Origin of the sequence: Kothea flammea, from assembly GCF_052161645.1 — a bacterium.
Lineage (GTDB): Bacteria > Planctomycetota > Planctomycetia > Pirellulales > Pirellulaceae > Laterigemmans.
In genome coordinates this window covers 655384-679070 of record NZ_CP197414.1, presented here as the reverse complement: position 1 = coordinate 679070, position 23687 = coordinate 655384, and the positions used below count along the sequence as shown (strand labels likewise).

The window sequence follows — 23687 nt, the reverse complement described above, 5'->3', positions numbered from 1 at the left end:
CAAACGGCCATAAGCTCAAACGGCCTGAGCCCAAGCAGTCGATTTTTCGACTATCATCAGGAAACTCGATTCCCCACCTCGCAAGGCGCTCGCCCCATGACTGGCCCCATGACTGGCCCCATGACTGGCCCACGCAGTTGGTTCTTTCCGGCCCTGCTCGCCCTCCTCAGCTCGGCCGCGCACAGACCGACAGTTTGCCTCGCCGCTCCACCGACGCCCAACATCGTCGTCTTCTTGGTCGACGACATGGGTGTGATGGATACTTCGGTGCCGTTTTTAATGGACGATCAGGGCCAACCTCGGCGATATCCGTTGAACGATTTTTATCGCACCCCAAGCATGGAACAGCTCGCCAAAAATGGTGTGCGATTCAACCAGTTTTATGCGATGAGCGTCTGCTCACCAACTCGTATCTCGCTGCTGACAGGGCAAAACGCGGCTCGCCATCGCACCACCAACTGGATCAATCCAACGAACAATAACGCGGGGCCTCAAGGGCCACCGCAATGGAACTGGACGGGTCTTGATGCAACTGACGTGACATTACCCCGCCTGTTGCAACAGCAAGGCTACCACACGATCCATGTTGGCAAAGGCCACTTTGGAGCAGCCCAGCACGAAGGGGCCGAGCCCTTAAATTTAGGTTTTCATCAGAACGTTGCTGGGGCCGCCTTCGGAGCCCCTGGCAGCTATTACGCGGAAAAACACTTCGGCCACAAAACGAAGCGCGCGCACCACGCCGTGCCGCACTTAGAAAAGTATCACGGCGGTGATACGTTTCTAACCGAAGCATTGACCCTCGAAGCAAAACAGTTGGTCTCAGCCACCGTGCAGCGGCAACAGCCCTTCTACTTATATTTTGCCCACTACGCGGTCCACGCCCCCTTCGACTCCGATCCCCGCTTCGCCGAACACTATCGGGACTCGGGAAAACCGGCCGCGGCGCAAGCCTTCGCCACGCTGATCGAAGGCATGGATAAATCACTGGGCGACCTTCTTGATCACCTCGAAACTATAGGAGTCGCCGAAAACACACTGATCTTTTTCCTCGGTGACAATGGCTCCGACGCGCCGCTCGGACACCAACACCAAGTCGCCTGTGCCGCTCCGCTGCGTGGGAAAAAAGGAGCGCACTACGAAGGCGGAATGCGAGTTCCCATGATCGCCGCTTGGGCGCGCCCCGACCCGGAAAATAAACTGCAACAAGCACTCTCCATTCCGGCTGACAGAATTCAAACTCAAGTCGCCTCGGTGGAAGATCTGTTTCCCACAATCCTCGAACTCACTTCCACGCAAACACCCGCTGATCATCCCGTTGATGGCAAATCATTGCGGGAGTTATTAAGCGGCCAAACCGATCCACAGCGAGCGGAACAGTTCTTGATGCATTACCCCCACGCACCGCATCGCAGCAACTACTTTACCACTTGGCGAGATGGCGACTGGAAAGTGATTTACCACACCCTGCCAGAGGTGCGAACGCACGGCGGATTTATCCAGTTCAACGGCGGCCATTATGAACTTTTCAATCTGGCCGATGATCCCTTCGAGGCGACTAATTTAGCCGACTCGCAGCCTCAACAACTGACCAAGATGATGCAAGGTATGATCATCGCGCTCGAGCAACATCAAGCGGTCTACCCAGTCGACAAGGCTGGCAATGAACTTAGACCTCAGCTACCTCCTGTTGCAACGCAAGATAGCGACGGCGAATAATGGCCACCTGGTTCCAAGCCCAACATCCGGTGCTGCAGGCGATGCTCGCTGGACTATTTACTTGGGGCATCACGGCGCTCGGTGCCGCGGTCGTCTTCGGCTTCTTCCATGTGCAACGGAAACTGCTCGACGCGATGTTGGGATTTGCCGGGGGCGTGATGTTGGCGGCCAGCTACTGGAGCCTGCTGGCACCGGCGATTGAAATCTCCGCCGAACAAGGTTGGCCGAGTTGGTTTCCACCGGCGGTTGGATTTCTGCTGGGTGGTGCTTTTCTATATGGTTTGGACCAGGTCTTGCCCCACTTGCATTTAGGGTTACCCAAAGAATTTGCCGAAGGACCACCGGCCACTTGGCGGCGGTCGATTTTATTGGTCAGCGCGATCACCATTCATAACATTCCTGAAGGCCTCGCGGTGGGAGTCGCTTTCGGCAGCATTGCCAGCGGCTTGGAATCAGCCAGCATGGGCAGTGCCGTTGCGCTGGCGATTGGCATCGGCATCCAAAATTTCCCTGAGGGCCTCGCCGTCGCCTTGCCGCTGCGCGGCGAAGGACTCAGCCGCAAGCGATCTTGGATGATGGGCCAAGCCTCCGCCATGGTGGAACCTGTCGCCGCGATGATTGGAGCCGCAGTCGTTGTTTACGCAGCCCCCGTCCTCCCCTTCGCGCTCAGCTTCGCGGCGGGTGCGATGGTCTACGTCGTCGTGGAGGAATTGATCCCCGAGACGCAGCAACAAGGCAACGATGATCTGGCCACGCTGTTTCTGATGCTCGGCTTTGCGATCATGATGGTGCTGGACGTTGCACTTGGCTGAGTCAATCCAACTCGCTCAACGAGTCAGCCAATTTGCCCGCCAGCAACTGACAAATCCCCGGCACATCCCCCGCCTGCCAGACCGCGCGACCGACGGCGATGCGGCGGCAGCCAACTGCAACAACCTGGGCCAAGTTAGTCGCGTCGATGCCGCCGATGGCAAACGAGGGTAGAGAAATTTTTGCCGCGACGCTGCGCAAAAACTCGACTCCCGGGAACGCTTCAAACTGCTTGGTCTGGCTGGGGAAAGTCGGCCCACAGCCAATATAGTCGGCTCCTTCGTCGACCGCCCGCAACGCCTGCTCCATGCTGTGCGTCGATACGCCGACGAGCTTATCCGCACCAATGACTCGCCGCACCGCGGCCACGGTCAACTCATCCTGCCCAACGTGCACCCCGTCGGCGCCCACCGCCGCGGCGATGTCAGCCCGGTCGTTGATAATCAACTGACAACGCTGTTCTTTGCTTTGCCGGCACAGAGCGCCGGCGGCCAACTCTGCCCGTTGCTGCAGCAATCGATCGCTGGCGTTTTTGTCACGCAGCTGAATCACATCCACACCACTATCAGCTAACTGCACAATCCGCCGCAACCAGTCCTCTGCTCTGCCGGCGAGATCGACCAGCACATACAGTCGCGCGTTGGCAATACGAGGCCGCCGGGAAACGGCCAACAACAAGTCCTTTTCCCAGGTATAGCTGCGATAGCGCAATTGCTCCAAGGCAACGGCCAACTCCACGGAAATTAATTTGCCGTATTCCTCAAGGCAGCGCAGCGACTGTTGGACACGAGCCAACGCGGCGGCCAACACCTGCTCGACCGCTTCGCGACGCGTCTCCTCCGAGGTGGTGATTTCTGTGCCGCAGTCCGCTGGGGTATCGCGTGCGGCGAGCAACTGCTGACGATCGAGCTGGCCGAGTGCGGCGGTCAAACTGTGCCTCAACTCTTTCGCTTGTCGGCTCAGCAGCGCGTCTCCCAAACCGAACCTGGCAAATTCTTCCGCTGTCCGTAGGCCTTCAGCAGCCCGATTCGCAGCCGCGTCAAGAATCCGATATACAACTCGATCGTCCATAAATCCGCTTATTCAAACCGTCTGAGAACCGCAGAGACCGTCCACCAGGCTCACAACCCGGTGGCAACTACGATATGCTTAACCGCCAGTCTCTCATTATCTGGCGAATCGCCCAGTTGGATACCGGCCTTCTGAGCGAAGTAACACACCCTGCATCTGCGGCAAATAATTGCCTCCAGCTACAATACGGTCATCGTTATGAACGCCCATCATCAACTATTTGCCGCGGTCCTAGCCAGTCCAGCCACAGCGACCGAAGAAATCGTCCCATCCGCCGCGCTGATCAGCAACGATGCTGTCGTGCTGGGCATCCTCATGTCGATGCTAGGGTTGGTCTTCTGGACGAGCCAAAGTGAAAACATTTGGCTGAAGCGATTCTATAAATTCGTGCCGATGCTGCTGCTCTGCTACTTTCTACCTTCGCTGCTGACGCTCTTTAGCGTGGTCGATCCGCAGCAGTCCAATCTTTATCAAGTGGCTTCGCGGTATCTATTGCCGGCCAGCCTGGTGCTGCTGACGCTCTGCGTTGACCTGCGGGAGATTCTTCGGCTCGGCCCCAAAGCCTTGATCATGTTCTTGACTGGCACCGTTGGTGTAATCATCGGCGGTCCGCTGGCAATTTTGATCGTCAGCATGTTTGCTCCCGACTTGGTTGGCGGTGAAGGTCCCGACGCGATTTGGCGAGGCATGACCACCGTGGCGGGAAGCTGGATTGGGGGCGGAGCCAACCAAGTGGCAATGAAGGAAATTTTCGCCCCTTCCGACCAACTCTTCAGCGTGATGGTCACGATCGACGTGTTGGTTGCCGAGTTTTGGATGATGTTTCTGTTGCTGGGAATTGGCAAGACAAAAACGATCGATCGAATCTTTAAGGCAGATGCTTCCAGCGTCGAACGCCTGCAAGCCAAAATGATTGCCTTCAGCACTAAGATCGCCCGCAACCCCTCCACAACCGATTTGGTAGTCATCTTGGGAATCGGCTTTGGCGGCACGGCGATCGCTCACGCCATCGCCGATGTGGTGGCACCCTGGATAGCCGCCGAAGCGCCCGGGCTCTCGCGGTTGAGCCTGGACTCCAAATTCTTTTGGTTGATCGTGTTAGCAACCACGATTGGTGTGCTGCTGTCCTTTACGCCGGCGCGAAACTATGAAGGCGCCGGGGCCTCCAAAGTCGGCACGGTATTCATTTTTGTCTTGGTCGCTACCATTGGACTACAGATGGACCTGTCGGCCATCATCACTTACCGTGGACTGTTCGTCGTCGGTTTAGTTTGGATGCTGATCCACGTGGGCTTGTTATTTCTGGTCGGATATCTGATCCGCGCACCCTATTTCTTTTTGGCCGTGGGCAGCAAAGCGAACATCGGCGGTGCAGCCAGCGCTCCGGTGGTGGCAGCCGCCTTTCATCCCTCCCTGGCCCCGGTCGGCGTGCTATTAGCAGTGCTCGGCTACGTTCTGGGTACTTACGGAGCCTGGATATGCGGAATCCTCATGCAATCCGCCGCCAGCTAAATGCTGCGACGCGAGTGAGCGACTAAAACTAAAACGCGCTGATAATCGGCACGAGCTTCGTGGGATTATTAAAGCCCAGGATTTCCCCCAGCACTAAACCTTCCGCTGAGATATGAATCACCCGATGATTGTCAGTGTCGGCAACATACAACGATCCGTCCGCCAGCGCCACGGCACCGTTGGGTGAATAGAGCGTTTGCATGCCAGCGTAGCTACGGGCACTCTTCGCTAGCGAAACGCTAGCATCAGGATCGACTTTAACTTCCATGCTCGAAGCGAGTGCACTCAATTCGCTTACGTTGAGACTCAGATCCTCGCGCCCAGCTGCGGCAATCAATAACGTCCTGCCTGCCAAATTGGCCAGCGCTGCATCAGCCAACGACATCGTCCAAATTCGGTCAGCATGTTCCTCCACCACCATGATAGTGTCGGCATCCAGGAAACGAACATCATTGGGAAAGAACGTTGGAATCGAAAACTCGCTCTGCATAGCATCGAGGCGAATACCAAAGACGCGGTGGTTGAAAGTATCAGCAACCACGACCAAATCATCTGACAGTGCAGCCCACCGGGGGTGAAAGATTGATTCCGGACTGGTCCAGTCTACCTCACCGTTGCGGTTACGAATTTCTAATATCTGCTGACCACTTTGCGTCTCCCTTGCCAACAAGTACCGACCGCCGCCCAGCGGATTGACAAAACGCACCCAAGCCGTGTCGGCGGTGACGAGCCAATCGTCGGTCAAGAGTCCCGTTTGCACTTCGAGAAACCCAATACGGTTGGCGTTCGGAAACACGATTTGATCGCCATCTAATGCAACCGAAGACATCCCCACCGGGACTTGGAATCGCCAACCAATACTGCCATCACGACGCACGTAGTCGATCGCAGGACCGTATTGATTGATCACGACGAAATCGTGCGGAAACAACTCACCATTGGCTTCCATGGCGGCGGGCATGCCCAGCGTAAGCCCCACGGTACCGACCGCGGGCGCGAAATAGGACAGACTGGTGGGTCGTTGATCACCCACAATGATTCGCATTAATCGCGTTTCGCGAAGCCCCGCCTCGGTATCGCGTTGATAGACAAACCAATCATGCCCTACAGTCGCAGCGGCCGGAATGTATGTGAGCAGCTGACCGTCTCCAAGAACAGCTACCGCCCCGCGAGACGGCTGTTCGATAATTGCAACCTCCCCCACGCCGGGCAGCGGTACCGCCCGACTCGCTCCGGGAAAATGAATGGACTGACTATCGACGCGACCGGTAAAGTCCGTGGCAAAAACTCCGTGCATTTCCTTGTCGACCGATAAAACGGTTGCCGACTGTCCGCTCGCCGCGTGGGTAATCAAATAGCGCCCATCCGCTCGGGGTCCTAAATTGAGCGTCGACTGATAGTGCCAATTCGCGGTAACTCGGCCCGTCTGCCCATCAAAAACGCTGACATATCGCGGCAAATCGCCACTCAACTCCAGCCGATGCGGGTTGCCGACATTTATTTGGGTAACTTGCAACTCCGCATCAACGACTACATCCACAGCCCGCTGCTCATTCGCGTCGTTCGTATACACAAAACGATACTCACCCGGCCCGAGCGATACGGGATTATAGTAGGGATGCTGAAATTCTAATTGATCAACTAACGCACGGTCCGCATCGAAGATGCTGACCTGAGTCCCGGCATCAACACCGAGAAACACAGGCCGATAGCCACTCGACGTGACTCCCCGTTCGTCAAGCGCTATCTCATGGACCCAATGATCGTCGCCAGCGGCATTCCAATGATGTACTTGGTAAGCACCACTGGGCAAAAACGAGAAGTCAACTCGATTTGAATGTACTAACTGACTGTGCAAACGATTGCCCCCGTCATCAAAGACCTCAATGTGACGCGGCAGCGTTCCCGGAAGGTTTACAAAGTAGTAGACAGGCGTGACATCAACCACGTCGAAACTTGTTCCAGCCACACTCACTCGCAAATCGGTAAATGTTTCACCACTGATGGCGTGACGAATTAAGTATTCGCCATGAGCGTAATCGGCCAAGTCAAGGTAAGTTCTGTAATGCCAGAATGAATTGATTAGGCCTCCTGCGACAGTTTGAACGACGATCCTGCGAGGCCCAGCGTCCGCAAACTCAATACGCTTATCAATTTCCGGGAATAACTCCACGCCCCGTTCAAAAACGGCCAGTGCCTGGGCTTGCCAATTCACGCCACTTTCGGCATGCCAAAGCTCATATGCACCTGGTTGTAAATCAGCCACGTTGACCGGATTCGAATATACATAATGATCCAACAGTATTTGCTCGGCCGCGTTGAAAATGGCGACGCGTCGCGGAAAGCTACCGTTGAGCGTAACCACTCCGTCGCTGAGTGCGTGAACGGAGACGACATCATCGGCCATCTCGACGCGATAGTTCTTCGTTGGATTTCCAGACGATGCGGCTGAGAAAAAATAATTGCCGGCTGCGAATTTATTTAGGTTGAGATCCTGATGATAGTGCCATCCTTGAACCAACACCGCACCATCCGCCGACTGGAAATGCACTCGCTGGGGAAGGTTTCCAGTTAAGACGATTTGTTTTCCCGTACCGGCGATGACGCCATCCTCAATGGACTCACCCTCGGCCACAGCCGAGGAATTCAGACCGCTTGCTGGAGCGGTGACCGCAGAGCAGACGCCGGAGGTCGCCGAAATTTGTCCACCCGCCAGTAACCGTCGCGCCTCGAGCAATTGATAGCAGAGCCCGCGGGACGATAACTTTGAAACTCTCTTACGATCGAACATAAGCCCATCGAACTTCGCCGCAGGCGGTCGCCATTCCGCAGTCGACAATCCACTAGAGATAGTGATCGGACAAAAGAATGTCATTTCAAGCCGCCCTGCTTTCGGTGACATTTAGTCCACCGGAACCCAGAGATCCAGGATAGTTGGAGGCAAAAAGTCCGCAAGAAAAAACAGAGTCCCAGCTTGCAAATGCCAACTCCTTGACACAATGTGCCGGTTATTTGGACTGTGCTGGTCGACAACTTCTGCAGCGGGGAAAATCGCCGCCGGCTTGGCTCAGCTGCGGCATTTCGCTACTCTTTTCGATAGGGATTGAGCGTCCGATGATCAATTTGCCCTGGTAGCTCAGCGGATAGAGCGACGGTTTCCTAAACCGTAGGTCGTGGGTTCAAGTCCCGCCCAGGGTACTGCAAAAATGAAAGCCGCAAAGAGGCGACTACACCCGCTGAGACTCCTTCCATGTCCGCGTGCCTAATGCGTCTCTAATCGCTTTAACTCACCGGACCATGGCAATCTCCCCGGAACCCAGGTAAATCGCCCCGCTTATCGATGGGCATCTTCTCCCTGGTTTTTGCCGAAGTCATCATCCTGCCCACATCTTCCCACCCACATCCGTTTCGGATTCGCCGAAAAAATCCCCTCCACCCGCTCAACATTCCGGTCTGAGCGAAAAACTACCCTCAGAAATATACACAAACAGAGGTAAACAAACTCCACCTATACGAGTTAATCTACAATGCTCGTTCTTTCCAGCATGACCAACGCCTGCGAATTCACTCACCGCTAACAGGGGCTTAGGGGTATGATTCACCCCCCTAGAAATATCTGAGAAGATCACAACGGCCAGCGGCTTCCTTTGCCATTCTTTAACACCGCGAGAAATCCTCTTGAGAACCAAAAGAAATTCGGTGACAGATTGCGCCCTTTGGTTACCATAGGCGTCTTAGCCTTAGGGGGCACATTGAAAGCATGGGGCATCGCTTGCTGAGAAACGCAAGTGCGCTTTCTTCCCCTCTCATCTCAATCCTACGTCATTATTCAGCGCGGGTGTTCAACATTCGCCGTTTTTTTTCAGTGAGCTCCAATGCGTGTCCCGCGCTTCACTTCCGTTAATGGTTTCATAGCCAACCAAAATTTTCTGGTCCAAGAGTTACCGACTGGCAGCGACGAAGGTGTTTCCCGCAGCGAATTATTCGCCGACAAAGCCCGTTTGGCGTTGTTAAAGAACCTCGCTCGCCAACTCGTTACTCATCTTTCATTAGCATTCGCGGATGCCGCCACGCTGGTGGTCGCTGTGCTGGCGGCAACAGTCCTTGGCGGAATGGCCATTGGTGATCATCCGTTGCTCTCCGCGGCGATTCTAACCGTAGTCATGCTGATCAGCTTCGCCAGCTTAGGATTGTATCCGGGTATCGGCCTGACGGCTGCCGTCGAGCTCAAATCGACGACGATCGTGATTTCAATTGTGTTAGCAGCCTTTGGTGCCGCCTGCTTGGCCGTCGCCAGCCCATCGAGGATCCTGCTCAACCTGTGCGTGTTGTGGATGTTTCTGTTGGTCGCCATCCCACTGTCACGTGGATTAATCAGACATCTGTTGGGGCGCACGCTTTGGTGGGGCGCACCGACAATCATCGTCGGCTCTGGTGGAACAGGTGTTTCCATCTTCAACTCGCTGCGAGAAAACCCCAGCTGGGGTCTGAAACCTATTGGCATCATCGATGATCGCTTGCACGATTCGGCAGCCGCCGAAGCGTATTGCGGAAACAACTCACAGCTGGCCAATTTGGTCAAAAAGCACCACGTGACATGGTGCATTGTGGCCTTACCCGATCGGCCGCGAGCGGAAGTGTTGCGGCTGGTCGATTCGTGTGCCGAGTTAATTCCACACAGCTTAATTGTTCCGGATTTAGCGGGGCTCCCCAGCCTTTGGTCGGGCGCGACAGACTGCGGCGGGTTTCCTGGCCTGCGTTTGAAAGAGCGCTTATTGATGCCCATTCCGGTTTTTTCCAAACGCTTGATGGACTTTAGTTTCACGCTTGCCATTCTGCTGGCAGTGGCACCATTGCTGTTGTTGCTGGCAGTATTAGTCAAATTAACTTCCAAAGGCCCAGTTTTTTATGGGCAACCACGTTTGGGCGTCGGTGGCAATAGCTTTCGAGCCTGGAAATTCCGCACCATGGTGTCCAACGCCGATCAAGTGCTGGCCGAATATTTAGCGGAGAATGAAGAATTAAGGGCCGAGTGGGAGCGTGACCATAAATTGAAAAACGACCCCCGCGTGACCTTTGTGGGACGTCTCTTAAGAACCACCAGCCTCGATGAACTTCCACAAATCTGGAACGTGCTGCGGGGCGAGATGAGCCTCGTCGGTCCGCGTCCCATCGTCACGGCCGAAATTGAAAAATACGGCAAGTGCTATGAACTCTACCAACGCGTCAGACCGGGAATCACGGGACTTTGGCAGGTATCTGGTAGAAACAACACAACCTACGAACAGCGAGTCCTATTGGATGGCTATTACGTGCGTAATTGGTCACCTTGGCTCGACCTCTGCATCCTCTTATCAACCATTCGCGTCGTGCTGCTGCGTCATGGAGCCTACTGATTCTTAGTCGTAACATCAGTGAGCCCAGCTTTTCCCAGTCCGGCTCTTCCCAGCTCGCCGCCGAACCGCCGTTGATGGAAGTTTCCCCTACATTGCAGACGACCATGTCGGCCACCGCGTCAGAAGCGGTCGCGACCGACGAAGGCAGTCCCGACGTGTCGCAACCGACACAGCGGCGATTGTTGCGGGAAAGCGTCTGGGTTGTGGGTGGTCGGTTGCTGGGAATTGGCACGGCAATTGGCATTAATGTTGTCTTGGCCCGAGTGTTGCCTCCGGCCGACGTGGGAATTTTCTTACTACTGGGCAGTATTCTTACCTTCTCTTCGCTCGTCGCCATGTTCGGCCTAAACGCGGGGTTGGTGCGATTTGTCTCTGAGAGCATTGGCGTGGGCGATGCGGCCCAGGCCCACCGGGTGCTGCGGCAGGGTACCAAGTTGGCGATCCTCAGCGTCAGCTGTGGCGGCTTACTGTGCGGTGGCTTTCTGCTGGTGGCGGGTGAGCGGTTGTTTGATTTGCCGCAAGTCGTCGTGCTGGCCCCGCTGGTCGCCTGTGGAGTCGTCGGTGCCGCGACCATTCAGCTGTGCGCCAGCCTACTTCGCAGCTTTCACGATTCACGCGTTTCGATCATGCTGACGGGGCAATTCGGCGGCCCAATTTGCAACCTGCTGTTCGGTGGGCTCACGATTGGTCTCTATTTTTTGACCACTCCCACCTTAAACCAAGTTATGGCATGCAGCGCGTTTTCAATGTGCGTGGTGCTGCCATTGGCCATCTACAGCTGCTACCGCATCAGCGAACACCAGTTAGCCACTTTAAGTTCCGCAGCCTCGACGTCAGCCGAGGGACACCAACGCATCAACCCGCGCGAGACGGCGACGGAGGAGCCAACACCCAACAGTCTCGCGATTACGGGTTTGTTGGCCGTTTGTCTTCCTCTGATGCTGACCCAGAGTTTGTCATACATTACGGGGCAAGCCGACATTTGGATTGCCGGTGCGAATGTGCCGCATGAGGACGTGGCGCTGTACGGAGCGGCCCGTCGTTTGATGCTGTTGATTGGCATGCCGATGCAGTTGGTCAACTTGACCGTGATCGCCTCCATTGCCGAGCTCCGTGCTCGCGGCCACTTGCAGGAATTGCAGCGAATATTGCGTTCGGCCGCCACCCTCGCGGCGATCCCCGCGCTGTTGGCCTGGCTGCCGATTGTGATCTTCCCCGGCCAGCTCGCGACGCTCATCTTCGGACCTTATTATGCCGATTGTGCGACCACCCTGCGAATTCTGAGCATCGGTCAATTGGTGTTTGTTTCGGTTGGCGCGGCGGAACTGACGCTGATGATGTCTGGCCATCATTTAAAGGCGTTATCGGTCAACATATTCACGTCAATCGCCTTGTTTATCAGCGGTATTTCGCTCTCGCAGCAATGGGGCATCCAGGGATTGGCAATCGCATGGTCAGCCATCGTTTCGATTCAGTGCCTCAGTTTTTGGCTCTTCGCGCGACGCTCGGTCGGGGTGTGGACTGGGTTAGATTTTCGGTTTCTCGGGGAAGCGAGGAAAATGCTGGCCAAGCTCCAATCGAAGTGGCTAAATCCGTCCAGAGAGGGGACAAGTTAACGCCACCTTTTCAAACCCTGCAACTAAAATAAGAGCTTGCAGAGCGGTTGCGAGTCTCGTCACGCGCGCTCGTATCCTTGTCAATTAACATGAATTCCACTCCGTTGCCGATCGCATCGAACCAGCCTGAGCAGCTCGCGGATTGGCCTGAGCAGCGCGTTAATTGGATTGCCCAACTGGCAGTATTGATCTGGCAACCCTGCCTCGTATTTTTGCCTTTCTTGTTGCTGGGGCTGGTCCTCTGGTTGGCCCCCACGATGGAGGGCGCCGCCGGCTTCCGCATTCGCGAAGAGCTTTCCTTCGCAAACTTCTTCATCCTGATCGCATGGTATGGCTGCATCGTTGTTTGCGCCGCGTTGGGCCAACTCGTCGCGCGAAGCTTTCCACCGCAGCCATTTCTTGCCGCTGGAGCAATCAACACGGAAGGATTTTACCGAGCGCTCAGCGGTTTAGCCTTGATTGGCGTTGGTGGCGCTTGGCTGGCCGCGTTGAGTAATGGCACCTCCTTGGTCGAACTCATCAAGACTCAGCAATTCAACTTGCTCAAAGACTCGCTCTACGAAAACTATAACCACCTTTACTCACTGCGCTACACCGCGTCACTGGTCGGCGGCTATGCGATGTATCGTCTGGTGTTCCTCGGTAGATTTTCCTGGCTTGACGCTCTTAACTTTTGTTTACTACTTGCCGCCGCGGCCATCTCCGCCCGGCTGTTGATCGCTCAAGCGGTTATCTTTGCCGGCGGCTTGGCAATCCGCTTTGATGCGATCCAGCAGGTCAAAGGGCGAACCATTCTGTTGACGACTCTGGGGCTCAGCGTTTGCATTGTGACCTTTACCTGGGCCCGCAGCGCTGGAAGCTATCGCGATTTCTTCGGCGTCAGCAACCCGGTTGCGATGACCTATTTAGAATGTCAGCGATATTTGGCTGCCCCGATTCAAGCCAGCATGGGTGTCGCCCGCATTGCCGCTTACCAACCGCATCGAGGATCACCCTCCAACGTCATCAAGTATGTGACTCCCACGTTTCTTCATCCGGAAGAAGAGAAGGCGGGCGATAATTCCGGCGGCGTGGGCGAGCAGTGGTATCTCGACGAAGTTGACGTTGACGAAACGCTTACGACCAATTCAGCTTTCGTCGACATGTACGGTGACTTGGGACTCTGGGCATTTCCAGTCATCGCCTGGGTAAGCTTTCTAGCGGCCGGGGTTGGCACTTATTTTTGGCGAGCTGACAACTTACTTTGCTTGATCGGCTGCGTGGTTCTGTATGGTTTTTTTGAACTTTGGCGAACCTATTACTTTGCCGCCGGCTCTTTCACATTTCTAATTCTGGCAATCATCGCAGCCGGATGCGGCTCACGTTTCCTGACCGGTCGCTTCCGCGTCAGCCTGTTTAAGCCACAGGTGAACGTGCAATGAAATCTGAGCCTCAAATTATTTTCGACTCGCGTTGGATCGGACCGCATGGCATCGGTCGCTTCGCCTCCGAACTGCGCGATCGCCTACCGCAACTTAGCCATCCCACGTTGGGCGGAAACTGCACCAGCCCGTTAGACTGTCTGAGACTCGGCGTCCGCTTCAGCGATAGCCAGACGGCATTCTTCTCACCCGGTTTTAATCCGCCGCTCACGCTACGTTTTTGGCCCGCCGCTCCGTTTATCTTTACCTTGCATGATTTGATCCACGTCAACTATCCCGCCGAAGCCTCACTGGCAAAGCGACTCTACTATCAATGCGTCGTGCGACCAGCGGCGAAAAGAGCTTTTAAGGTGTTGACTGTCTCGGAATATTCCAAGCGAGAGATCATTTCCTGGACCGGCATTCCCAGTGAACAAGTCGAAGTCGTCTATAACGGTGTGGGCAGCGCATTTACACCAGTTGGGGCAAAGCGGCAAACATCACACAAATATCTGCTCTATGTGGGCAATCAAAAACCGCACAAGAACGTCGGCGGGCTGCTGCGTGCGTTCGCCCTCTTGCGCAGCGAGTTCGATCTGCGTTTAGCCATTTCCGGCGAAGCCACTGCTGAAACAGCCAGCCAAGTCGACGCCCTGGGTATGCAAGACCATGTAGAGTTCCTCGGTAAGTTGAGTGACGAGCAATTGGCCGCTGCCTATCGCGGCGCGGAAGCCACTGTCTTAGCCTCCGCTTATGAAGGATTTGGATTGCCAGTCGTCGAATCGATGGCTTGCGGAACGCCCGTCGTCTGCAGCAACGTGACGTCACTGCCAGAAATTGCCGGTGACGCAGCCCAGTTAGTCAACATTGACGCGGCCAGCATCGCGGCGGGAATTGCCAGCCTACTGCACGATCAATCGCTGCAAGCAACATTAATCGCGCGTGGGTTGCGGCGGGCGGCTAACTTTACCTGGGAAGCAACCGCCACTCGCGTTGCCACGGTGCTCGACCAATTAAAATTGCATCTCGCTGCAGACTCCCCAACGCGCGCTCAGCGAACGAATCAGCCTACAGAGGCGACCGTAAAGTAAGCTATGAGAAAAACTGCCCTCATTCACGAATGGCTGACAAGTTACGCTGGATCGGAACGCGTGCTCGAGCAACTGCTGGTCATGCACCCCGCCGCTGATCTGTACGCCGTGGCCGACTTTTTGCCCGACGCCGATCGACACTTTTTGAACGGCAAGAAGCCGACGACCAGTTTTGCCGCTCGGCTTCCGTTCGCCCGTCGGCTGATTCGCCACTATTTGCCCCTGATGCCGATTGCCATCGAACAGTGGGACCTCTCCCCATACGATGTCGTGATCTCCTCCAATCACGCGGTCGCCAAGGGAGTCCTCTGTGGGCCTGATCAACTGCATGTTAGCTATGTCCACACTCCGATTCGATACGCTTGGGAATTCCAACACCAATATTTGCGGGAATCGAAATTAACCTGGGGCTTGAGAAGCATCTTAATTCGCGGGATCCTGCATTACATGCGCGCTTGGGACTACACCTCGGCGTGCCGCGTGGACGCTTTCATCGCGAATAGCAATTTTATTGCAAATCGCATTCGCAAATGTTACGGTCGGACGGCGGAAGTCATTTACCCACCAGTGGACGTGGACGGGTTTGGTGCCAACTACGAAAAGTCGGACTACTATTTTACCGCCTCTCGCTTGGTTCCCTACAAACGTGTCGATTTGGTCATCGAGGCGTTTCGTAAAATGCCGCACCGCAAACTGATCGTCGTCGGCGACGGCCCGATGTACAAACAGTTAAAGTCCAATTGTCCCGCCAACGTCGAAATGCTCGGCTACCAGCCTCACGAAAAGCTAAAATCTCTCATGCAGCAAGCACGAGCGTTTGTTTTTGCGGCGGAAGAAGATTTCGGCATCATGCCGGTGGAAGCACAAGCTTGCGCCACACCGGTGATTGCCTATGGGCGAGGCGGAAGTCTCGAGACGGTCATCGACGGGGTGACCGGATGTTTCTTCGAAGCCCAGCAACCTGAGAGCATCGTGGCCGCCGTCGATTACTTTGCTGACAACATTGATTCCTTTGATTTGGCTGCCACACGCCAACACGCGGAGTATTTCCGCCCAGAAAGATTCCGCCAACAAATTACCAGCTTCATCGATGCAGAATGGAAACGCTTTTCCGCTCAACGTCGCTCCGCCATCCCACGCCCTCCCGTCGAAAAGCTCACCAAAGCATCCGCGCCGCGTCAACCTGTCAACATTAGCTAAAATAGATATATTTCAAGTTGGAGTGTTAGATTTATGATTCAAACGCAGCACGCAGATCATCAACCACATCTGAATGTGATTCAAGCGATTTGGCGAAACAAGTGGAAAATGTCCTTCGTTTTCGTGCTGTCGGTTGCGGCGGCCGTGGGTTATCTGTTCATTGCCAAAAAACAGTTCACTTCCGAAGCGCAGTTGTTTGTTCGCCTCGGCAAAGAAACCATTGGTCTTGATCCCACCGTCACCACCGGCCAGACAATCGCCATCCAGGAATCACGAGAAAAGGAAATCTCCTCCATCCAATCCATGGTGCGAAGTCGCACCATTTTGGAACAAGTTGTCGAACAAGTGGGCGCGGGACGCGTGTTGGGAGAAACCGACGACGAAGGCCCCAGTTGGCTTCCGATTGATATCGACTATCTCAAGTCGCTCAGCCCCGCGTACGTCGACAGCCCCTCCGACAAAGCGATCGCCACGCTCGAAAAGAAACTCGAGGTGTTTTCACCTCGCAACACGGCAATCATTGGGCTGCGGTACGAAACCAACAGTCCCGATTTGGCTGCCGAAATACTGGATGCGGTCATTACCGCCTCGATCGATGCTCAAATTAGAGTCCATCAATCCGAGGGCTCGAGCCAGTTCTTCATTGCGCAAACTGACGTCCTCGCTCAACAAGTTGACGAGTTGGAATTGGGATTACTTGAGTTTAAAAATTCCTCGGGACTTTCCGACTTGGGCCCCCAGCGGCAAGCACAAATTGCTCAAATTGCCGCCCTCGAAAGCGCCCTCCTGGAAACATCGACGAAATATGAGGCCGCTTGCGAAGACATCCGCATCCGTCGTTCGTTATTGGCCGAGCAACCAAGTCAAATCAAGCTCAGCGAAACCACCGGCCTGGCCAGCAGTGCCGCCCAGGGGATGCGCGAGCAACTTTATGATCTGGAAATTCGAGAGAAGGAACTTATCGCTCGTCTTAAACCAGATCACCCCGAGCTGGTTCAAGTGCAAAAGCAATTAAAAGATGCCAAGTCAACTCTCATGCAAGAAGCCGACTTAAAGCAAGTCACCATCGGTCTCAACGAATCGTTCCGCGAAATCGAAGCGGCCATGTTAAATCAACAAGCCTTAGCCGCTTCGCTGCTGGTGCAAAAAGCGGTTTTAAAAGAACAAATCGCTGAGGCCAAACTAGCGCTGCAAACGATTAACGCCAACGAACTAACACTGGCTCAACTAACTCGCAAATTAGACTTGGCCCGCGACAGCCACAGAGATTACGCACGTCGCTCGGAGCAGGCCAGAATGGACCTCGCCTTGAGCAAGTCCGCGGTATCGAACATCAGTGTCTTGCAACCCCCGAGTCAGTCGTTGATTCCCAGCAGTCCCAAGCTGGCACTCACGTTGGTCTTTGGAATGACTGCGGGAACTTTCTTGAGCGTGCTATTGGCTTTGATGGTGGAAATCAGACGTCAGGCAGTCGCGACTGCTGCACATGCGAATGCAGTCAGCAGCCTAAGGACCGGCTTAACACAAGCCTCTGAGGCCGCCCCTTCCATGGCTGCCGCACAGGCTGCCAACGCAGCGGGTACACTGGGGACCGACGCGGGAACGCAACTGGCACCAGCGGAAGTCGCTTTGCCACGCGAAACATTGCCTCCTTCCCGAAGACGGGCGACCCGCAGCAACCGCAGGATGTTAGGCACCGGACTTTACTAAAAAACATCAGCCTCTTTGCCGCTAGCCGCGTTGCCTGACGGAGTCTTTCGAGTGTTCATAAGTCGCGACGCAAATGCCGTGAACAGTTCATTTATCAACCACACAACCGGCTCTCCTCCAACACCCGACCCGAGGTTAGAAGCTCGCTGCGCGCGAGTCACGGCAACCGAGCGCTCGTTATTGCTCGATCAGTGGAACCGCACGGAACACTTCTGGGACTCCGAGCCCTGCTTGCACGAGTTTGTCGAGATTCAAGCCCAGCGGCAACCGACCTCCGTTGCCATCATTTGTGGTGATCAACAAGTCACCTATGCGGAACTCAATGAACGGGCCCGACGCGTCGCTTGCCAGTTGGTCCAGCTCGGAGTTAAACCAAACGAAGTGGTGGGTGTGGTTGCCGACCGCAGCATCGATGCGGTTCTGGCAGCCCTCGGGATTCTGAAGGCGGGAGCCGCTTATTTACCCCTTGACCACACGTTCCCACCTGATCGTATCGAATTTTACTTACAAGATGCCAACGTGCGGTTCGTGGTTGGCAATATCGATCAACCATGCCTGCTGGGCCACACTCAGATCACCAAGATTCCAACGGTCGGGCTACCCGAATCGCCCTCTGTAAACCTACCGCAAGTGTCGGCCGATAGCCTCGCCTATGTGCTGTTCACATCTGGCTCGACGGGAAAACCCAAAGGCGTGATGTTAGACCATCGCGGGCCGGCGAACACCGTTAGAGATATCAACAACCGATTCGATATCTGCTCGCAAGATCGCGTCCTGGCACTATCGGCCCTAGGATTTGACCTCTCCGTTTATGATCTCTTTGGCATTTTTGCAGCTGGTGGCACCATCGTCCAGCCAACCGCCACGCAAGCCAGGGAGCCAGCGAGTTGGCTCAACTTGATCGAACAGCATCAGGTAACGATCTGGAATTCAGTGCCCGCTTTGATGGAGATGCTGGTTACCTTCTTGGACCAGCCTGAGCCGATCCCCAGCCTGCAACTGGTCATGCTCAGTGGTGACTGGATTCCGATCACCTTGCCGGCGAGGATCCGACAGATTGCTCCGCAGGCAAAACTTGTTTCTTTGGGCGGCAGCACCGAGGCATCGATTTGGTCCGTGATTCATCCCATCGATGAAGTGCCTCCCGAGTGGCGAAGCATTCCCTATGGCAAACCACTTTTGAATCAACGATGCTACGTTGTTGACTCCGAGCTAAATCTCTGCCCGATCGGCGAGGTCGGTGAACTGGGAATCGCTGGAGTTGGTGTGGCCATGGGCTACCTCAATCGGCCCGATTTGACAGCCGAGCACTTCGTTAACGATCCGTTTTCTCCAACTGACAACCTGTACCGCACCGGCGACCTCTGTCGTTATTTACCCGATGGTTCGATCGAATTGGTAGGTCGCAAAGATCATCAAGTAAAGATCCGCGGCTACCGAATCGAATTGGGCGAAATTGAAAACAAACTACTTCAAGACACGCGAATTCGCGAGGCAATCGTCATCGCCAGCCGAGAGGAAAGCGGAGCTCGTTTGTTGGCTTACGTTGTTTTCCAAGCGGGTGCCGATGCCAGTTTAATAGAGCTCAATGCTGAGCTGAGCAAAAGCTTGCCCAGCTACATGTTGCCCGCCGCGCTGATCCCACTTAACAAATTTCCCCTAACGGCTAATGGCAAAGTTGACCGTGGCTCGCTGCCCCTACCGGAGATAACCCGCGATCATGCAACCCTCCTGCAACCGGCCTCAAAAACCGAATCGATCGTGGCAAACATCTTATGCCAACTGCTGAATTTGAAAGCGATTGACACCCGCGATGACTTTTATGCCTTGGGTGGAAACTCACTGCTAGCGGTTGCTTTGGTTAGTCGCATTCACAGAGAATGTGGCGTGCGATTGGCCTATTCAGAGATCCTCGCGAAAGCGGTCAACACGATCGAACTCGCCCAATGGATCGATTCCACAACTACCGAAGTAAAAGAAGACAACCTAGCCAGCGGCATCAGCAAGGAACGGCTCAGCGAGGCGCCACTTTCTTATCATCAACAGCAACTGTGGGTCGTCAACTTCCTGGACCAAAACCGGGCTCGCTATAACGTCCCCATGGCCTATCGGATTTCTGGGGAACTCGACTGCGGAGCGCTCCGCCAGGCCATCAGCGAATTAGTCAACCGTAACGATATCCTCCGCACCGTTTATCAAGAGTCCGACGAAGGCCTCAAGCAGATTGTCTTAGCCCCCGTCGATTTTGATTTACCCGTGATCGATCTGTCGCAGTTTGCCGGCGAAGCGTTGGAGCAAGCTTTCTCAGAGCAAGCGGTGGCTGTTGCTTCAGAGCTCTTCAGCCTCGGCGAATCCTATCCGCTGCGGGCCGCTGTCTATCGTTGTGCTGCGGATGAGTTTCGACTCGTATTGGTGATTCATCATATCGCCATCGATGGCCATTCTCTCACTTTGCTCCACCAGCAATTGGCGGCTTATTACGAAGCTTGCCGAAACCAAGTTGCGTGCCAACTGCCGCCTCCCGAGCATCAGTATGCAAATTACGCGATCTGGCAACAGGAGAATTATCCACCAACCTCTTTTGCCAAGGAACGGCGTTACTGGCAGGAAAAATTAGCTGGCGACTTATCATGCCTGACGTTGCCCAACGACCATGCGGTCACGTTCGATACCACTGGTAAAACACTGGCTGTTGAAATCAATCCTGAGTTGCTCGACGATTTGCGTCGCTTCTCCACTGCCAACCAAGCCACCTTATTCATCACGTTGTTAGCAGCGATCAAGGCAACTTTCTACCGTTACACGCAGCAAACAGACCTGATTGTCGGCTCGGCAGTCTCCACACGCGATGATTTAGACACCGAAAATCAGCTGGGTTACTTTATCAATGTGCTTCCAATGCGAACGCAAATCGATGCGTCGGGCTCATTTCTTGAACTGCTAGGTGATGTTCGGGAAACAGTGCTAGGAGCCTTGGCACACAAGAATTACCCGTTCGAATTGCTGAAGAAAGAGATCCTTGCCACGCAGGCAACCGGACAAGACCCTTTCCGCATCATGTTTGTGCTTGAGCCTGCCCCCTGCCCGCTGCAACTAGCAGGTTTGCCAGCGAATCCTCTGTCACTCGATAACGGAACCGCCAAATTCGACCTGCTGATCGCCGCCAAAGAGACCAGCCAAGGTTTAAGGTTGGAACTGGAGTACCGGTGCGGCCAATTCAACCAAAAACGCATTGAACGTTTCGCCGAACACCTACAAAATTTATTGGCGGACGCGGTCGCTAATCCCCAACGACTCGTTCATCAACTCGATTTGCTGACCGACAACGAACAGCCCCTGGTGCTCGCGGGCGACAACGCGCGGATTGACGACGCACACGCGGTAGTTGCTATTCGCGAGAAATCGACATCCTCCTTTGTACATGAACGTTTTGCTGCGCAAGCGAAAGAGTGTCGTCACGCGGTGGCGGCACGCTTTGGTGATCAAACTTTAACCTATGAGCAATTGGATCAACGGGCCAACCAATTAGCCAATCGCCTGGTGCAATTGGAGATTGGCCCGGATGTTCCCGTCGCGATCAGCCTGTTGCGATCCCCGGAGATGTTGATTTCCGTGCTGGGCGTCCTTAAGGCCGGTGGCACCTACGTTCCGCTTGATCCTAATTTGCCCAGCCTGAGGCAACAGCAAATTCTTGCTGACTGCCGACCCCAAGTGCTGCTGACCGATAGCCGCTTACTCGACTCCGCAGAGACGCAGCTCCCCGTCAATCACATACTCTGCCTCGATCAAATAGCGGAGGCTGACGACCACTCGACCCGCTGTCCGCAACCCGCACTTGGCCCCGACAATTTGGCCTACATTCTCTACACCTCGGGATCAACGGGCACGCCCAAGGGGGTGGCAATGCGACATGGGGCTGTGGACAACTTAATTGCTTGGCAATTGAACAACTCCACCGCCAAGGCGGAAACAAAAACTTTGCAGTTCGCCGCATTGAGCTTTGATGTTTCTTTTCAAGAGATCTTCGCCACGCTGTGCAGCGGTGGCACGCTCTATCTGATTGAAGAAACATTATATAGAGACTTACACCAGCTCTGGAAATTCATTGTCGCGACGGGGATTGAACGAGTGTTCCTCCCCTTTGTTGCCCTCCGCAGCCTGTGTGAATCGGGTCAAGATAACGCTCGGGAAGCCAGTTTGCGGGAGGTAATCACCGCTGGCGAACGATTAGAAATCACGCCGCTGGTACGTCAATTCTTTGAGCAACTTCCGGGTTGCCGGTTGTGGAATCACTACGGGCCTACCGAAACCCACGTAGCGACTGCATATCAACTCGAAGCGGACGTTTCACGTTGGCCGGCACGACCGCCAATTGGCATGCCCATCGATCATTGCGCGGCGATTGTATTAGATCAACATCAACAACTGGTTCCCCAAGGTGTCGCGGGTGAATTGTATTTGGGAGGCGAATGTCTCGCTCATGGCTATTACCATAACGATACCTTCACCCAAGAACGATTTATCGCCAATCCCCTTCCAGAACTGCCGCTTCCACGTTTGTACCGTACCGGCGACATTGCCTGCTGGAATTGGCAGGGGCAACTGGAGTATCTAAGCCGCAACGACACTCAGATCAAGCTGCGTGGCCACCGCGTTGAACTGACCGAGATTGAAGTTCTATTAAGCCACTATCCGGCGGTTCGCCAAGCTGTCGTCAACGTCAAACCAAATCAGCAAGGCGGGCTCTTAATTGCACATGTGATCGCGGATCGAGCATCAGCAAGCTGCGACGAGCTAAAACACTACTTGGCCATGAGATTGCCGAGCTACTCGGTTCCACAGCAAATTCACATTGTCGATGAGTTTCCCAAGACCGCCACTGGCAAAGTTGATCGCCAGCGTTTGGCCACCTGGGAACCGACCGACGATACCAGCGAACAGCAGAGTCAAGGTGCTGAAAGGCATGGTACCGGCGACGCCGTACAAGCCGCTTCGAACGCATCCCATTCAGTCCGCACACCTGATCGGTTGGAAGCCCGCCTGCTCACTATTTGGCAGACGGTGCTTGGCAACAAGTCACTGACGATCGAAAGCAATTTTTTTGCCGCCGGCGGTGACTCGCTATCAGCGGCGATGCTTTTTTCGCGAATGGAAAAAGCATTCGGCAAGGCGGTATCGATCACCACGCTGGTCGCTTGCCCGACCGTGGCCTCGTTGGCAGAGCTGTATCGCAAACAAGATTCAGCGCGAGCCGCTTGCTGGGATTCGATCGTTGAATTGTCACCGCGGGGCACAGCCGCACCACTGATTTGTTGCCCAGGGATCGACGGTCACTTACTCAACTTTCGCGAACTGGCCAAATTAATTGGGCAGGACCGACCAGTCATCGGCGTGCAACCGGTGGGTCTCGACGGGCTCCGCGAGCCGCTAGAAAGCATTGAGGAGATTGCCGAATTCTATTTACGTGCGGTGCGTCAAGCGGTCCCGCGAGGCCCATACCACTTGGCTGGTTTTTCCTTCGGCGGGGTAATCGCTTACGAGTTGGCACAACGATTGCGTCGCGAGGGAGAACATGTAACGCTCGCGATGATCGACGCAACCGCCGGACTACCAATTCCCGCGCCTTGGTTACAACGGGTGGCATTCCATTTTCGTTACGCCGCAGCCTGCAAAGGTCGGCAACGCTGGAGCTATCTCAAGGAACGTGTGGAAGCTTTCTGGTTCGGCATGTTATACCGGTTCAACAGGATCAGCATGGAGCAGCGACTTGAGCGCATCATCGACCTGAGCGGAAATTACGCCAAGGTCGCGGCGGCAAATATGGAAGCCTTGGCAGCATACCAACCTCAACCTGCTTTGGGCCCGGGCACGCTTTATCGAGCCAAGCAACGAGCGAACTGGCCTGGCAAAGAGCGAGATGATCCGCTGGTGGGCTGGAGAGAAGCCTTTTCCGCGGCGAAAATTGAAATGGTGGAAGTCGACGGGGCTCATGCCAACATGCTCTCCGCCGAGCAAGTGAGTGGCCTTGCCGAACACCTCCGGCAAGCAATGCGGGGGACCGAAGAAGCGGCCACAAAAAACCACGCCAAGAATTAACTGCAAAAAATTAGCGGCAAAAATTAACGAACCTCAGCGACTCTGCCAGCCTCTGCGGTCGACTACGAT

The 23687-nt window shown here is 54.9% G+C and carries 12 protein-coding genes and 1 tRNA gene; 11 read left to right on the top strand and 2 right to left on the bottom strand.

Features of this window, described 5'->3' with window-relative positions; translation table 11 throughout:
- Positions 1-96: 96 nt before the first annotated feature.
- Positions 97-1716: a sulfatase gene (locus SH139x_RS02270; RefSeq protein ID WP_488353666.1), complete on the top strand. Its 1620-nt coding sequence runs from the start codon at positions 97-99 to the stop codon at positions 1714-1716.
- A complete protein-coding gene (locus tag SH139x_RS02265) occupies positions 1716-2528 on the top strand; it encodes a ZIP family metal transporter (RefSeq protein WP_488353665.1) in 813 nt (270 codons plus the stop codon). The genes SH139x_RS02270 and SH139x_RS02265 overlap by 1 nt, the downstream gene beginning before the upstream one ends.
- 1 nt (position 2529) lies before the next feature.
- On the opposite strand, the gene SH139x_RS02260 is transcribed toward SH139x_RS02265, so the two are convergent.
- A complete protein-coding gene (locus tag SH139x_RS02260) occupies positions 2530-3597 on the bottom strand; it encodes a thiamine phosphate synthase (protein WP_488353664.1) in 1068 nt (355 codons plus the stop codon).
- A 198-nt stretch (positions 3598-3795) separates the two neighbouring features.
- Here SH139x_RS02260 and SH139x_RS02255 point away from each other — a divergent pair, with 198 nt between their 5' ends.
- Positions 3796-5109 carry a DUF819 family protein gene (locus tag SH139x_RS02255; RefSeq protein ID WP_488353663.1) on the top strand — a complete coding sequence of 438 codons (1314 nt, stop codon included), beginning with the start codon at positions 3796-3798 and terminating at the stop codon, positions 5107-5109.
- A 28-nt stretch (positions 5110-5137) separates the two neighbouring features.
- Here the strand turns inward: SH139x_RS02255 and SH139x_RS02250 are convergent, their stop codons facing one another.
- Entirely contained in the window at positions 5138-7900 is a 2763-nt protein-coding gene (locus SH139x_RS02250) for an NHL repeat-containing protein (RefSeq protein ID WP_488353662.1), read from the bottom strand.
- A 334-nt stretch (positions 7901-8234) separates the two neighbouring features.
- Here SH139x_RS02250 and SH139x_RS02245 point away from each other — a divergent pair.
- The 8 genes from SH139x_RS02245 to SH139x_RS02210 all read left to right on the top strand — a co-directional run bounded on the left by SH139x_RS02245 (position 8235) and on the right by SH139x_RS02210 (position 23618).
- Positions 8235-8307, top strand: a tRNA-Arg gene (locus SH139x_RS02245).
- Between the two features lie 677 nt (positions 8308-8984).
- A complete protein-coding gene (wbaP, locus tag SH139x_RS02240) occupies positions 8985-10505 on the top strand; it encodes an undecaprenyl-phosphate galactose phosphotransferase WbaP (RefSeq protein ID WP_488353661.1) in 1521 nt (506 codons plus the stop codon).
- A gap of 74 nt (positions 10506-10579) precedes the next feature.
- A complete protein-coding gene (locus SH139x_RS02235; RefSeq protein ID WP_488353660.1) occupies positions 10580-12121 on the top strand; it encodes a lipopolysaccharide biosynthesis protein in 1542 nt (513 codons plus the stop codon).
- A gap of 89 nt (positions 12122-12210) precedes the next feature.
- A complete protein-coding gene (locus SH139x_RS02230) occupies positions 12211-13542 on the top strand; it encodes a hypothetical protein (protein WP_488353659.1) in 1332 nt (443 codons plus the stop codon).
- Positions 13539-14612, top strand: a complete 1074-nt coding sequence (locus tag SH139x_RS02225; RefSeq protein ID WP_488353658.1) for a glycosyltransferase family 4 protein — start codon at positions 13539-13541, stop codon at positions 14610-14612. The genes SH139x_RS02230 and SH139x_RS02225 overlap by 4 nt, the downstream gene beginning before the upstream one ends.
- A gap of 3 nt (positions 14613-14615) precedes the next feature.
- Positions 14616-15812 (top strand): glycosyltransferase, encoded by a 1197-nt coding sequence (locus tag SH139x_RS02220; RefSeq protein ID WP_488353657.1) that lies wholly within the window; start codon positions 14616-14618, stop codon positions 15810-15812.
- 33 nt (positions 15813-15845) lie between these two features.
- Positions 15846-17522, top strand: coding sequence for a GumC family protein (locus SH139x_RS02215; RefSeq protein ID WP_488353656.1), 1677 nt, complete (start codon positions 15846-15848; stop codon positions 17520-17522).
- A 51-nt stretch (positions 17523-17573) separates the two neighbouring features.
- Positions 17574-23618, top strand: a complete 6045-nt coding sequence (locus SH139x_RS02210; RefSeq protein WP_488353655.1) for an amino acid adenylation domain-containing protein — start codon at positions 17574-17576, stop codon at positions 23616-23618.
- Positions 23619-23687 lie beyond the last annotated feature (69 nt).